Source organism: Lacticaseibacillus sp. 22 (genome assembly GCF_055413445.1).
Map to the genome: position 1 here is coordinate 29,537 of NZ_JBVAYD010000008.1, position 13,126 is coordinate 42,662.

12 protein-coding genes are annotated in these 13,126 nt (G+C 47.5%); 8 read left to right on the forward strand and 4 right to left on the reverse strand.

Annotated elements, in window-relative coordinates:
• Window positions 1–154: 154 nt before the first annotated feature.
• Window positions 155–1,195: a lactonase family protein gene (locus tag ACWP87_RS05615; protein WP_014569342.1), complete on the reverse strand. Its 1,041-nt coding sequence runs from the start codon at window positions 1,193–1,195 to the stop codon at window positions 155–157.
• Window positions 1,196–1,438: 243 nt separating this feature from the next.
• On the opposite strand from ACWP87_RS05615, the gene ACWP87_RS05620 reads away from it, so the two are divergent.
• Complete coding sequence (locus tag ACWP87_RS05620; protein WP_005687262.1) at window positions 1,439–1,813, forward strand: PTS glucitol/sorbitol transporter subunit IIA; 375 nt, start codon at window positions 1,439–1,441, stop codon at window positions 1,811–1,813.
• Window positions 1,814–1,862: 49 nt separating this feature from the next.
• Here the strand turns inward: ACWP87_RS05620 and rpsN are convergent, their stop codons facing one another.
• From rpsN to ACWP87_RS05635, 3 genes are all read right to left on the reverse strand, one after another.
• Window positions 1,863–2,132, reverse strand: a complete 270-nt coding sequence (rpsN, locus tag ACWP87_RS05625) for a 30S ribosomal protein S14 (protein WP_003564153.1) — start codon at window positions 2,130–2,132, stop codon at window positions 1,863–1,865.
• 114 nt (window positions 2,133–2,246) lie between these two features.
• On the reverse strand, window positions 2,247–3,224 hold the full coding sequence (locus ACWP87_RS05630; RefSeq protein WP_032953750.1) for a GMP reductase: 978 nt from the start codon (window positions 3,222–3,224) through the stop codon (window positions 2,247–2,249).
• Window positions 3,225–3,419: 195 nt separating this feature from the next.
• On the reverse strand, window positions 3,420–4,367 hold the full coding sequence (locus ACWP87_RS05635; RefSeq protein WP_005688655.1) for a magnesium transporter CorA family protein: 948 nt from the start codon (window positions 4,365–4,367) through the stop codon (window positions 3,420–3,422).
• Window positions 4,368–4,432: 65 nt separating this feature from the next.
• Here ACWP87_RS05635 and ACWP87_RS05640 point away from each other — a divergent pair, with 65 nt between their 5' ends.
• The 7 genes from ACWP87_RS05640 (at window position 4,433) to ymfI (ending at window position 13,119) form a co-directional block, all read left to right on the forward strand.
• Entirely contained in the window at window positions 4,433–5,275 is an 843-nt protein-coding gene (locus ACWP87_RS05640; RefSeq protein WP_014569344.1) for a methyltransferase domain-containing protein, read from the forward strand.
• Window positions 5,276–5,962: 687 nt separating this feature from the next.
• Window positions 5,963–6,472, forward strand: a complete 510-nt coding sequence (gene trmL / locus ACWP87_RS05645; protein ID WP_005688659.1) for a tRNA (uridine(34)/cytosine(34)/5-carboxymethylaminomethyluridine(34)-2'-O)-methyltransferase TrmL — start codon at window positions 5,963–5,965, stop codon at window positions 6,470–6,472.
• A 23-nt stretch (window positions 6,473–6,495) separates the two neighbouring features.
• Window positions 6,496–6,903, forward strand: coding sequence for a DUF1149 family protein (locus ACWP87_RS05650; RefSeq protein WP_005687267.1), 408 nt, complete (start codon window positions 6,496–6,498; stop codon window positions 6,901–6,903).
• 627 nt (window positions 6,904–7,530) lie between these two features.
• Window positions 7,531–9,831, forward strand: coding sequence for a DNA translocase FtsK (locus ACWP87_RS05655; protein ID WP_014569347.1), 2,301 nt, complete (start codon window positions 7,531–7,533; stop codon window positions 9,829–9,831).
• 8 nt (window positions 9,832–9,839) lie between these two features.
• Window positions 9,840–11,102 carry an EF-P 5-aminopentanol modification-associated protein YfmF gene (yfmF, locus tag ACWP87_RS05660; RefSeq protein WP_014569348.1) on the forward strand — a complete coding sequence of 421 codons (1,263 nt, stop codon included), beginning with the start codon at window positions 9,840–9,842 and terminating at the stop codon, window positions 11,100–11,102.
• A complete protein-coding gene (gene yfmH / locus ACWP87_RS05665; RefSeq protein WP_014569349.1) occupies window positions 11,099–12,391 on the forward strand; it encodes an EF-P 5-aminopentanol modification-associated protein YfmH in 1,293 nt (430 codons plus the stop codon). The genes yfmF and yfmH overlap by 4 nt, the downstream gene beginning before the upstream one ends.
• Entirely contained in the window at window positions 12,391–13,119 is a 729-nt protein-coding gene (gene ymfI, locus ACWP87_RS05670; RefSeq protein ID WP_014569350.1) for an elongation factor P 5-aminopentanone reductase, read from the forward strand. The genes yfmH and ymfI overlap by 1 nt, the downstream gene beginning before the upstream one ends.
• Window positions 13,120–13,126: the final 7 nt, after the last annotated feature.

The window sequence follows — 13,126 nt, forward strand, 5'->3', positions numbered from 1 at the left end:
TTGCCATAATGCAAATGCAATTTAGCGAGATCTTATATAATCTGTGCGGTTTAGGATGAACTGATTTGTGGCAAGCAAAAAGCGGCTTAAGCAAATTGCGTTAAAGCCGCTGTTAAAAGATCTGATTAAAGCCGCTTTTCAGTTTGAAAGTCGGCTATTTGGTTGCCAGAAACAAAACGTTAACGGCTTCCGGAGTTGGAATATCGCGCTGTTCTTCGGTTAGCAGCCCGGTTTTAGAATCCCGGCTGTATAAAGTCCCGTTGCTGGTGTTTTGATTAACTGCTAAGACATAGCGTTCGGTGAGGTCGAAGTTGAAGTCACGTGGAAAATCGCCGGCGGTACTGATTTGTTGCAGTTGTGATAAGTTGCGACCATCCGGACTGACAGCAAAAACGGTTAAACTATTAAAGCCGCGATTAGAAACATATAGGAACCGTTGATCACTACTTAGGCGAATAGCTGCGGCACCATTATGATCCGTATAATCTTCCGGAATGGTCGGTAAGGTAGCAATAAGTTCAAAACTTCCGGTGGCAGCATCATAGCTTAAGATGCTGACCTGACTCGAGAGTTCCCCAAGTAAATAAGCAACCGGATTGTTATGATTAAATGCAATATGGCGCGGACCAAACCCGGGTTCAGCGTGGAAGACAACGGGATCGCCAAGCTTGCCAGCATCACTAATCGTGTAAGTGGTCAAAGTGTCATTACCAAGATCAGCGACTGCCAAGCGTTGAAAATCTGGCGTCACGGCAGCGAAATGGACATGGGCGCCGTCTTGTTCCGGACGCGGACCGTTACCGGTGTGCACAATTTCGTCTGTCGTAGTTAAGCTACGATCACGGTTGATCTTATAGACGTTGATGCGCCCTTCATGATAATTGCTCGCGTATACAAGTTGACGATTTTCATCGATTGAGATGTGGGCAGGAGAAGAGCCGGGTTGTAAAACGCGATTGATCAGCTTAGGAGGATTAACGTTGAGATCATAACTGGCTACACCGCCTTGATCCCCTTCAGCATCGACCGCATATAAAATATGGTCATCTGAAACGGCTAAATAAGTAGGGGAACCTAAATCGGTAATATACGGTTGCGGGGCAGTTAATTGGCCTTGTGTGTCGTCAAACGTACCAGTATAAATACCAGCACCGCCGTGACGGGTATAACCGCCTAACAAGAGTTTTTGTTTCATAGACAAAATGCTCCTTTCGAATTTGCTTTGAGTATAGCATGTTTTGGGGATGCTTATGCTATGATATAGAACGTGAGCCGCCCCAACATAGCTGGTTAACTTGCTGCCAGCTGTCCTTCAAAGCAGCGGCTTACTTGTCCCTTTTCGAGGTACAACAAGACCGACAAAAACGAACGTACCGCATCTTTTTTAGTACTGCGATATAGGCTTAAAAATATCACAAGTAAAAACGGAGGCAACAACATGCAATTTACGGCAACGATCACTGCCATTGGTAAAGACGCTTTAAGTTCAAAAGATCCCATGATTATTTTATTTGGCCCCGAAGCCACAGATGCACTGCGCGATGTTGCAGTGATTCAACAGTTTGATGATCCCGCGGCCTTATCCCAATTCTCCATTCAGGCGGGGGATCGGCTGACGATTGACGGGACAGCTTTCACCATGACTTACGTGGGCCAGTTAGCCATCAGCAATTTGAAGGCAATCGGTCACGTTACCTTGTTATTCCAAGACGTACCAGCTGAAAAGCCAATGCAGAATGCGATTTATCTCAAACCGACCCAGCGGCCAGCATTTCGTGTCGGAACAACATTGACCTATAACACGCAAGCTTAGCGGTTGTTAATTGGATATTAAAAAACACCTGTAATGACAGGTGTTTTTTTTACCATGATGCCTTGCGAACACCGGGAATTTGACCTTTGTGAGCCAAATCGCGGAAGTTCAAGCGTGACATTTTGAATTTACGCATGTAGGCATGTGGCCGACCGTCAAGTTCATCACGGCTGTGTGCGCGAACAGGTGAAGCATTCCGCGGCAACGCCTGCAAAGCAGCATAATTATGCTCGGCCTTATACTTGGCACGCAGCGGAGCGTACTTGGCAATCGTCGCTTCGATCTTTTTTTCTTTGGCAATCTTTGACTTCTTAGCCATCTATGCAATCACTCCTTGTTTGTGGTTTGTATTGGATACTGGTATTCGAACAGTTCAACCCACATAGCATAGCACAGCAATAAGTCACTCGCAACACTTACAAAAGATAAGCGATTAGTATTGATCACCATTGAAAATCGAGTTTTTAACAATGACATAATCGACCTTGGTTAAAGCTTCCAGATCGCGACCACCGGCATAGGAAACAGCGGATTGTAAATCTTCCTGCATTTCCTTTAATGTATCGCCGATCTTACCCTTAACTGGCAGCAGGATTTTTTTGCCTTCAACGTTATGATGGGTGCCTTTTTGATACTCGGAAGCTGAACCGTAATATTCCTGATATTCTTTGCCATCAATGGTGACGTGCTTACCAGGCGTTTCTTCATGGCCCGCAAACAAAGAACCGATCATGCACATGGTGGCACCGAAGCGAATGGACTTGGCGATGTCGCCATTGTTACGGATACCGCCGTCTGCGATGATGGGTTTACGCGCTGCTTTAGCGCACCAACGGACAGCTGCAAGTTGCCAACCGCCTGTCCCGAAACCAGTCTTGAGCTTGGTAATGCAGACCTTACCGGGACCGATGCCGACTTTCGTTGCATCGGCGCCGGCATTTTCCAGTTCACGAACAGCTTCAGGCGTTCCGACATTACCAGCGATCACAAACGTTTTTGGCAAATAGTGTTTGATATGCTGAATCATGTCAATGACGATTTGGGCGTAACCGTGGGCAATGTCGATGGTCACATAATCTGGCGTCAAATCGTTAGCAGCCAGCGCTTCGATAAAATCAAATTCTTCATCCTTAACGCCAACACTGATTGACGCGATTAAACCGCGCTTTTTCATGTCGCGGACAAAATCCATGCGCCGTTCTGGCTGAAAGCGATGCATAATATAGAAGTAATCGTGTTCGGCCAGCCAGATCGCCAAAGGTTCATCAATGATGGTCTGCATATTGGCAGGAACAACCGGAATTTTAAACGTGTGTGGGCCAAATTTCACGCTGGTATCAACCTCTTTACGTGAGCGCACCACACATTTGTTGGGAATCATTTGAATATCTTCGTAATCAAAAATCTGCATGCCGTTGTTCATCGGATTCATCCTTTCGCAAAAGCCGAACATTGTTAAGCATTATTGGTGTTATTCAAAACACCAAGTGCTAAGATACGCGATTAAAATGTAAAAGTCAACCAAAATACTTTCTTTTCTTTTTAATGTTCGTGTTTTGCTTAAAAATAAGAAAAGCCGGGATATCCCGGCCAGGTAGCAAGTGGATTAGAAAAATTTGTTTCGCCAAAATTGAAAGGCAAGAACCATCGCAATCGCAATTGAAATGGCAATCGTGATGATCCAGCTCACCTTCATATCTGCTAGTGGCAAGTGGACATTCATGCCATAAAATGAAAAGACCAACGTGGGAATGGTCAGTAAGATTGAATAGGATGTCAGAAATTTCATGACGCCATTCATGTTATTGTTAATGATTGACGAATAAGTATCAGCCGTTTCGTTAATAATGGAATTGCTAATCTGCGCCATTTCAACCGCTTGCTGATTTTCGATGATGGTATCTTCCAGAAGATCCTGATCATCTTCGTTTAGATGCAATGGGTTGGTGCGTTTGAGTTGTTCCAGGACATTACGGTCGGTTCGCAGACTCATCATAAAGTAAACCAAGGAGCGTTGAATGCCCATTAATCCGTAAAGTTCTTCGTTGCGCAAGTTGCGTTGAAGTTTATTTTCGTTGGCTTCGCGGGCTTTGTTGAGATCGCGCAGGTAGGTCAGGTAACTGATCGAAATCTGATACAGTATCTGTAAGACGGTGCGATTTTGATGTTGCGGATTGAAGTTGCTGATTTTGCCTTCCGAAAAAAGGCTCAGCAACGGTATCGGTTCTTCGTTAATCGTAATCACCGCGATATTTGTAATAATAATGGCAAGCGGAGCCGTTTCATAAACCACTTTTTTTCGGGCGTCACGGGTAACAACGGGCATGTCAAAAATAAACAAGTGGCTGTCATTGTCTTCATCATACTCATACCGTGCGCCTTCATCCGGATCAAGGCCATATAGTAGGAATGCTTCTGATAGATTGGCTTTAGTCTGCAATTGTTCCCGTTCTTTTGGGGTTGGGTTGACCACATTGATCCAGACGCCGGGACTGATCCGCGATTGTGGATTTAGCCGGCCGGTTTTGTCATCGAAACGATAAATTGAAAGCATGGCAGTCTCCTTGGCTTTTTCTCTTAGTTTACAACAAGCGGCCAAGCTATGCAGGAAGGAAAATCATGCGAAAACGTGAAGCAAAAATTGAATTGGCGGCTCAACAAACGCCTTTATTTGCGTGTCCAGTGTGCGCTCAGCCAATGCAGGTCAAAGCCGGATCGCTTATTTGTTCTAAAGGACACCGGCGCGATTTTAGTCGTAAAGGGACCGTGAACTTCTTGAATCAACAAGTCGCGACTGAATATACAGCTACGATGCTAGCAGCCAGACGGCGAATGTTGACGGCGGGATTGTTTACACCGTTTTTGGACGCTATGGCAGCTAAATTAGTCCCGCATCAACGCCTATTAGATGTTGGTTGCGGTGAGGGGACACCAACTGCTTACTTGGCTCACCAAAAGCAACAGATGGCAGTCGGTTTCGATATTTCAGCCCCGGCAATTAACTTAGCGGGTAGTTTGGCAGCGCCAGTATTATTTGCCGTGGCCGATTTGGCGCACCTACCATTTGTCAACGATGCTTTTGACACGGTTATCGACATTTTCTCGCCAGGCAACTACCGGGAGTTTCGGCGCGTATTACGACCAACAGGACAGCTGCTGAAGATTATCCCACGCGCCGGCTATTTAAAAGAGCTGCGTGAAGGGTTATATTCTGGAACACGTAAGGCTGAATATGATAACCAGCCTGTGCGTGAACGGTTTTTAGCAGCGTTTCCTCAGGCAACCATTCAATCAATAACTTATGATTTTTCACTGGCTGCAGATCAGTTTACCGATTTGATGACCATGACGCCACTGTCTTGGCAAGCACCGGCTGAACGGCGCCAGGCAATGTTAACCAATCCACCAAAAAGTATTCATATTGAGGTTGATTTACTCACCGTTTCGAATCTTGTCAAGTAAAAGGGTTGAAAACAGGAATAACCGGTGTTAATATGCTTTTAAGCTATTTATTTCGGGCTTTTATCAGGGCTAGCTTTTGGGTAATTGATAAAAGTTTGCGATAAATTACTTCACTAACGTATCGCTTCGCTGAGTGCGCTCCGAAGCAATGCGTTTTTTTCTTGCTTAAAATCAGGTTGGCGCCAAGTTTTTGACTCGTAACGCGCTCCCCGGCGCAGGAATCTGCGTGTAAGGATCTGAGTCGCAATGACCAAGGGCGGGGGACATCACGCTCGACGCTAAGTTCACCTTTACGCCTATAACGCGTTCGCCGGCGCAGGAATCGGAGTGTAAGGACCTGAGTCGCAATGGCCAAGAGCGGGCCATCACGTTTCAGGTCACAAGTCTGCCTTTACTGTCATAACGCGCTCACCGGCGCAGAAGTCTGCGTGTAAGGACCTTGGGCGCAATGACCAAGCCCGGGTCATCACGCCCAAGGCCACAAGTCCGCCTTTACGCCCATAACGCGTTCACCGGCGCAGGAATCTGCGTGTAAGGACCTGAGTCGCAATGGCCAAGAGCGGGCCATCACGTCTCAGGCCGCTTACACTCCGATTCCTAACCGCGCCGGTTCACGCTCACTGCAGGTTGGTGTTAACACAATAGAATGTGCTACACTGAAAGCACTTGTGTTGAAGGGACGATAACATGGCGAATCATATTGTTTTATTTGAACCGTTAATTCCAGCGAACACTGGTAACATTGCGCGGACTTGTGCAGCGACCAATAGCTATTTGCACTTGATTAAACCATTGGGATTTGAGACCGATGACAAGCATTTGCGCCGCGCCGGGTTGGATTATTGGGCCAAGGTTCGAATTGTCTATCATGATAGTCTTGATGACTTCATGGCAACGGTCAAGGATCCGCAGCATTTGTATCTCATCACCAAATTTGCAGATCAAACCTATTCTGATCGCGATTACACCGATACGCATGCCGACCACTATTTCCTTTTTGGCAAAGAAACCACTGGACTGCCTGAGGGATTTATGCGGGAACATGAAGATCAGTGCCTTCGCATTCCCATGACTGCAAACGTGCGCGCACTCAATTTATCCAATTGTGCAGCATTAGTGGTTTATGAAGCTTTACGACAGCAGCATTTTGCCGGACTGGAAACCGTGCATACCTATGAACATGACAAACTAAAGTGAAAATACGCTAGGAGGCGCAACCCATGGAAGCAAAACGTTATCCGATTACGGTTGAATCATTTCATTATGATCTCGTGAAACAAGGAACCCCAGTGAAGAACGATTTACAGGTAGCCATGCGTCAGATTCAGTGGTCTGACCCTAAGAAACAGGCAGAATTAAAAAAAGGCAATCTTTTTGAAATGATGATTCCCTTTGACGTGGTGCCTGACAATGCCGGATTTGAAATTTCCGGCAAGATCACCCAAATTGTTCAGGTTATGGATTATTTCGGTGAAGCAAATGAGCTGCCACAAGAAGAACTAGGCAAATTGAGTCGGCCACTGGTTGAAACCATTGAAACCTTGACCTATCAGGTGACAGCGGTAGCCTTGGATCAAGGCGTTAATCTTCAGTTCGGCGCAAGCGACGAACAACCTGGCCAAGCTTAAACAGGTAGTGAATAGGGAAAGATCAAAAAGGCGGCCGGAAAGCTGCCTTTTTTGCTGAGCGCGAGCCGGCGCGGTTAGGGATCGGAGTGTAAGTGGCCTCAGGCACAATGGCCGGTCTTTGGCCATTGTGCCTGAGGTCCTTACACGCAGATCCCTGCGCCGGGGAGCGCGTTATGGGCGTAAACCAGAACATAAGTGGCCTCAGCCGCAATGGCCGGGCTTTGGCCATTGCGCCCAAGGTCCATACACGCAGGCTACTGGGCTGGCGAACGCGTTATGGGCGTAAACCAGAACATAAGCAGCCTCAGCCGTGATGGCCGGGCTTTGGCCATTGCGCCCAAGGTCCATACACGCAGGCTACTGGGCTGGCGAACGCGTTATGGGCATAAACCAGAACACAAGCAGCCCCAGCCGTGATGGCCTGAGCTTGCCCATTGCGCCTAAGGTCCTTACGCTCTGACTTCTGCGCCGGAAAGCGCGTTATGCCCAAACATACCCCTGGCTAATGTAAAAGCCGACATAACGACACACCGCATATCTCAAAAGAACGTAACAAAATCACCGCAGTGGCTTTTTAAATGCGGGCTCAGCTCGTGTATAATAGGCAGGAATGAAAGGAGCATGACCATGGCACAAAAACGCGGCGGGCGCAGGCGACCGCGCAAAAAACGACCAACTAAACAGCAACAGCACACCTTAAGTTGGGTTGGCGCGCTATTTGTCGTGTTCGCGAGCCTGGCATTTTTCCGTCTCGGCATTGTTGGAACGGTCCTTGCCAACGTTTTTCGGTTAGTAGTTGGCGATAGTTTTCTGGTAGTCAGTGCTGCGACCGTTGTGACCGGTATCTGGTTTTTACTAGCAGATCGGTTGCCGAAGTTAGCGCGGCATGTCTGGATCGGACTAAGCATCATTCTAATCGCTGCATTGGTGTTGCTAACAGCACAGACAATGGCGACGCTGAATGTCCACAGTCATTATTTGCTAGCGACTTGGCGCCTGTTGCAAAATGATTTTGGGCTAATGACGACCGCGTCACAAGTCGGAGGCGGCTTGCTTGGTGCAGGACTTTTTGCGTTGTTGGCACCATTATTAAGTAGCTTAGGCGCAACCATTCTTGCGTGGTTTGGTGTTATTGCCGGTATCCTCGTGTTTTTGGGGGTGGGCGCCAACCAGGTTTTTAACTGGTTGCAAGCTTTTGGACAGGCTTGCAAACGTGGATTGATTCAGGTATCTGATCACATAACGGCGCTAAGACAAGCACATGCTAAAAAAGCTGCCACTCGTCCAACATCGACGCCAAAAGCTGCAACGGATGCTGCTCACACGCAATCAGAACCATCATCGGAGCGAGCCGATGACTTCACGATTAAGGGGCCAACTCCGGTTAAACCGTTGCCGCAAAGTGAAGCGCCTGCCCCGACGAAACCAGCAAGTACCGCACCTATGAGTGAGTCATCTGCTGCCACTGCGCAGGTGCCCGCCAGCAAGCTGGACTCAGACATGCCGGCTTCAGACTATCAGTTGCCTAGCCTAGCCATGCTGACGGCGACACCGCCTGTCGACCAAAGTGCAGAATATCAGGCAATTAAAACGAACCGTACAAAACTGAAGGAAACTTTTGAAAGCTTTGGGGTTAAGGTGGGCGTTAAAAGTGCGACATTAGGGCCGTCAATTACGCAATATGAGATTCAGCCCGCGGTCGGCGTAAAGGTTTCAAAAATTGTGAATCTATCCGACGACTTGGCATTGGCTTTAGCTGCAAAAGATATTCGGATTGAAGCACCGATCCCCGGGAAATCGTTAATCGGAATTGAAGTGCCCAATCAACATATTGCAACAGTCGGGTTTAAAGAGGTCATGGCGGAGACGCCTAAGGCACCGAATCATCCCTTAGTGTTACCACTTGGCCGGGATGTTAATGGTCAAGTGGTCACCTTTGATCTAACCAAAATGCCGCACCTACTAATTGCCGGCGCAACCGGTTCAGGTAAGTCAGTGATGATCAATGTGATCCTGACGAGTATCTTGATGCGTACGAAGCCAACTGATGTCCGGCTGATGTTAATCGATCCCAAACGTGTTGAATTGTCCGTTTATAATGGCGTGCCGCACTTATTGACGCCAGTCGTGACCGAAGCAAAAAAGGCGCCAAGTGCTTTAAATAAGATTTTAACCGCAATGGATGAACGCTACCAACGATTTGCGGCAGCAGGCGTGCGTAACATGAAAGAATTTAATCAAAAAGTAGCAGCAAATCCTGCCAGTGGTCAGTCCAAAATGCCGTATATCGTTGTCATTATTGATGAGTTAAGTGACTTGATGATGGTTGCGGGTCACGAAATTGAAACCGCCATTGTACGACTGGCCCAAATGGCGCGCGCTGCCGGCATTCATGTTATCATTGCCACACAACGGCCATCTGTGGATGTTATCACGGGGTTGATGAAGGCTAACATTCCATCACGTATTGCTTTTGCCACATCTAGCGGCATTGATTCACGTACGATTCTTGACAGTAATGGCGCAGAAAAACTTCTGGGCCGCGGTGATATGCTGTTTTCACCGATTGGCGCTTCCAAGCCATTACGAGTTCAAGGTGCGTTTATCCCGTCTGTTGATGTAGAACGGGTTGTGAAAGCTATCACGGATCAAGTGGCACCAGCTTATGTAGACAGTATGACGCCGACTGAAAATGTCGAAACCGAGCAACAAGGGGATTCTGAAGACGAGTTGTACGATGATGCCAAGGCATTTGTCATTGCACAACAAAGCGCTTCTACATCGATGCTGCAACGACGCTTTCGAATTGGCTATAATCGTGCGGCACGATTGATTGACGATCTTGAAGCTAATCAGATTGTTGGCCCCAGCGAAGGCAGTAAGCCCCGGAAAGTTTTCGTCACCCCAACAGATGGGAATCAGTCATGAGGGAGACTATGCAAAAAGAAATCAAGCCGGGCGTTTGGCTTATGGTTTTGCCAACCACCCAATTTAAAACCACTCGGATCAATATTCAGTTTTTAACCCCATTGCGGCGAGATACGGTCACAAAACGAACGTTGCTGACCAGTCTTTTGGAGACAAATAGTCAGGAGTATCCAACTCAAGCAGCTATGGCGGCCCATTTAGAGTCACTTTACGGTGCAAACTTCAGTATTGGTGTTGCGCGCGAAGGCCGACTGCACCGGGTTGGGGTGACAATGAGTACTGTGGACGATCGGTTTACGGATGCACCGTTGTTACCAAAGGCAGCAGCGTTTTTGAAGACGGTTTTGTTTTCTCCCAACTTTCAAGCTGGGCAATTTGACGCGGCAACTTTTGATCGGGAAAAGCAAAACTTGGATCACTATCTGGCCAGCTTAGATGATGATCGCCAAACGCAGGCAGCATTGGGCGTCCAGCGTCTGTATTTCGGCGTTGATCCTGATCAGGCTATCCCCAGCTTTGGCACGCGTGAAGATCTTGCCCCGATCACGACAGCGAGTTTAACCGCCTATTACCATCAAATGATCAGTGAGGATCAAGTCGTCATCACCGTTTTGGGCGATGTCCAGGCTGAAAACGTGGCGGCTTTGTTTGCTGATTGGCCACTGGCGGCGCGCTCGCAAACCACCCCTGCGATTGCATTTAATTTACCGGAGCATGCTGAAGTCGTCAGCCAAACCGCCAAAGTCGTTGCCCAACAAGCTAAATTTGATCTTGCCTATCATGTCAGTACGGATTTGATGGGTCCAAAGTATGCAGCTACTTTAGTGGCAGAAGAATTGTTTGGCGGTTCAAGTTTGTCATTGCTCTTCACCAACGTTCGCGAAAAGGCCAGTCTGGCTTACTACGCGAGTTCCATGTTGGATACTTTTCGCGGCTTGATGTTGGTTCAAACCGGGATTGAAAGCAAAGATCAGGCGCGGGTTGCGGATTTGATTCAGCAGCAACTGGCAGCCATTGTGCGCGGCGATTTTTCCGATGACCGGTTGCAGGCGATTAAAGATGGCATTTTGGATCATCAGCGTGCAGCGTATGATAGTCCGCGGTTTTTGACAAATCAGGCGCTGTATCGACTGTTGGTGCCGGACGCACCGCAAGACTTTGAAAGCTTTGCTAGCCGAATTCAGGCGGTGGATCGGCAGGCAGTGCAACAAGCGGCGGCCGCGATGAAACTGCAAGCGACGTATTTTCTGACTGGGGAGGACAGCGAATGAAGACACAATATTTCCGTGATGTTGATGAAACACTCATCACAACGACGCTGCCCAACGGTTTGCGCCTGCAAGTGGTGCCGCGCCCGGCTTATCATAAAAGTTATGCGATCATGACCACTGATTATGGTGCGATTGATACGCGCTTTGCTCCGGACGGCAAACAGATGGTGACTTATCCAGCCGGCATCGCCCATTTTTTGGAACATAAGTTATTTGAAAAAGAAGATCATGATGCATTTGATCTTTTCGGCGAGACCGGTGCGTCAGCCAATGCGTTTACCAGTGCGACAAAAACCAGCTTCTTATTTTCCACGACCACTCAATTCAATAAGAACCTGCAAATTTTGCTTGATTTTGTGCAGGCACCGTTTTTTTCCACGGAATCGGTGGCTAAAGAGCAAGGCATTATCGGCTCGGAAATTCAAATGTATCAAGATGATCCAGGTTGGCGGGTGTATGCTGGTTTGTTGGAAAACCTTTTCCCCAATCATCCAGCGCATGTTGACGTGGCAGGAACAGCAGCAAGTATCGCTCAGATTACGCCGGAGATGCTTTATACCATTCACCGCGTTTTTTATCAACCAAGCAATATGACTTTGGTGATTGTTGGCAATATTGATGTGGAGAATGTGATTGATTTTGTTGCTGCCAATCAGGCTCAAAAGACATTTCCAACGCGACAGCCAATTGTGCGAGGCGTTGAAGCAGACGTGCAAACAGCAGATATTATTCCTTATCGGGAGTTGAAAATGCCGGTCAGTCGTCCCAAAACGCTGGTTGGCTTTAAAGGACAGGTGGCAATTCCGCAGACGGCTGCTGGTTGGCAGTATCAATTAAGTATTCGCCTATTGCTGGAAGTTTTGTTTGGGGATTCATCGCAGCTTTATCAAGCATGGTATGACCGCGGTTTGATTGATGACTCGTTTGATTTTGATTTTACGAATCAGCGTAGTTTTAGTTATGGGCTTGTTGGCGGCGACACCGATGATCCTCAAGGCTTAAGCGCCGCCATCAAGGAAGTATTGGCACATGCTGCGGATCAGGCTGATTTGAATAGAAATCGGGTTGCGCTAATTAAACGCGCGTCACTCGGCAAATACTATGCCGGATTGAATGGGTTAAATGGCGTTGCCAACCAACTAAGCGCCTTAAGCTTTGGCGAAGCGTCTTTGTTTGATTTTCCGCAAATATTAAACAGGATTAGTTTTGAAGATCTTGAGCAGTTAATTCCTAAACTTTTTAATACTGAAGCTTTAACGGTTTTGACAATGCTTCCGGAGGGGAAATAATGCGATCGGCGTTAATCATTGGCGCTTCTGGTGATATTGGCCAAGCGGTAGCAGCAAAATTGGCGGCAGCAGGGTGGTCGCTTTATCTGCATTACTTTAAGCATGAGCAAGTTGTGATGGATCAAATGAAGGCTTATCAAGCAGCATATCCGCATCAGGACTTTATTCCGTTACAATATGATTTGACGGATGACCGTCATCTAGACGAACTCACAAATCAACTTTTTAGTCTTGATGCTGTCATTTTTGCAGCTGGCATGACCTATTATCATCTTTTTAAAGAAACCACCGTCCCTGAGATGACGACTTTAATGCGTGTCCATTTGTTAACGCCGATGGTTCTTTTGACTAAAGTGGAGCGTAAATTGGCACAATCTGGTCATGGACGCGTTATTTTCATTGGATCTGTCTATGGTGGTACCGGATCAGCGATGGAGGTGGCCTATAGCACGGTCAAGGGAGCGCAAAGTGCCTTTGTGAAGGCTTATGCACAAGAAGTTGCCAGTCTTGGCATTACCGTGAACGTTGTTGCCCCCGGAGCCGTCACCACCAAAATGAATACAAAAATGTTTGACTCCGATACACTCGCCAAAGTTCAGGCAGAGATTCCCGCGGCTCGGTTTGCGACCCCCCAGGATATTAGTTACTATGTCAGTATGCTGGTTGCCAAGGATGCGGCTTATCTAACCGGACAGACACTGTACGTAACAGGCGGCTGGCGCATGTAGTAAACAA

Bases quoted from the DNA above. Each gene is read 5' to 3' on its own strand.
- ymfI (WP_014569350.1), top strand. From the start codon at position 12,391: ATGCGATCGGCGTTAATCATTGGCGCTTCTGGTGATATTGGCCAAGCG.
- rpsN (WP_003564153.1), bottom strand. From the start codon at position 2,132: ATGGCTAAGAAGTCAAAGATTGCCAAAGAAAAAAAGATCGAAGCGACG.
- ACWP87_RS05655 (WP_014569347.1), top strand. From the start codon at position 7,531: ATGGCACAAAAACGCGGCGGGCGCAGGCGACCGCGCAAAAAACGACCA.
- ACWP87_RS05635 (WP_005688655.1), bottom strand. From the start codon at position 4,367: ATGCTTTCAATTTATCGTTTCGATGACAAAACCGGCCGGCTAAATCCA.
- ACWP87_RS05620 (WP_005687262.1), top strand. From the start codon at position 1,439: ATGCAATTTACGGCAACGATCACTGCCATTGGTAAAGACGCTTTAAGT.
- ACWP87_RS05640 (WP_014569344.1), top strand. From the start codon at position 4,433: ATGCGAAAACGTGAAGCAAAAATTGAATTGGCGGCTCAACAAACGCCT.
- ACWP87_RS05630 (WP_032953750.1), bottom strand. From the start codon at position 3,224: ATGCAGATTTTTGATTACGAAGATATTCAAATGATTCCCAACAAATGT.
- trmL (WP_005688659.1), top strand. From the start codon at position 5,963: ATGGCGAATCATATTGTTTTATTTGAACCGTTAATTCCAGCGAACACT.
- yfmF (WP_014569348.1), top strand. From the start codon at position 9,840: ATGCAAAAAGAAATCAAGCCGGGCGTTTGGCTTATGGTTTTGCCAACC.
- ACWP87_RS05615 (WP_014569342.1), bottom strand. From the start codon at position 1,195: ATGAAACAAAAACTCTTGTTAGGCGGTTATACCCGTCACGGCGGTGCT.
- yfmH (WP_014569349.1), top strand. From the start codon at position 11,099: ATGAAGACACAATATTTCCGTGATGTTGATGAAACACTCATCACAACG.
- ACWP87_RS05650 (WP_005687267.1), top strand. From the start codon at position 6,496: ATGGAAGCAAAACGTTATCCGATTACGGTTGAATCATTTCATTATGAT.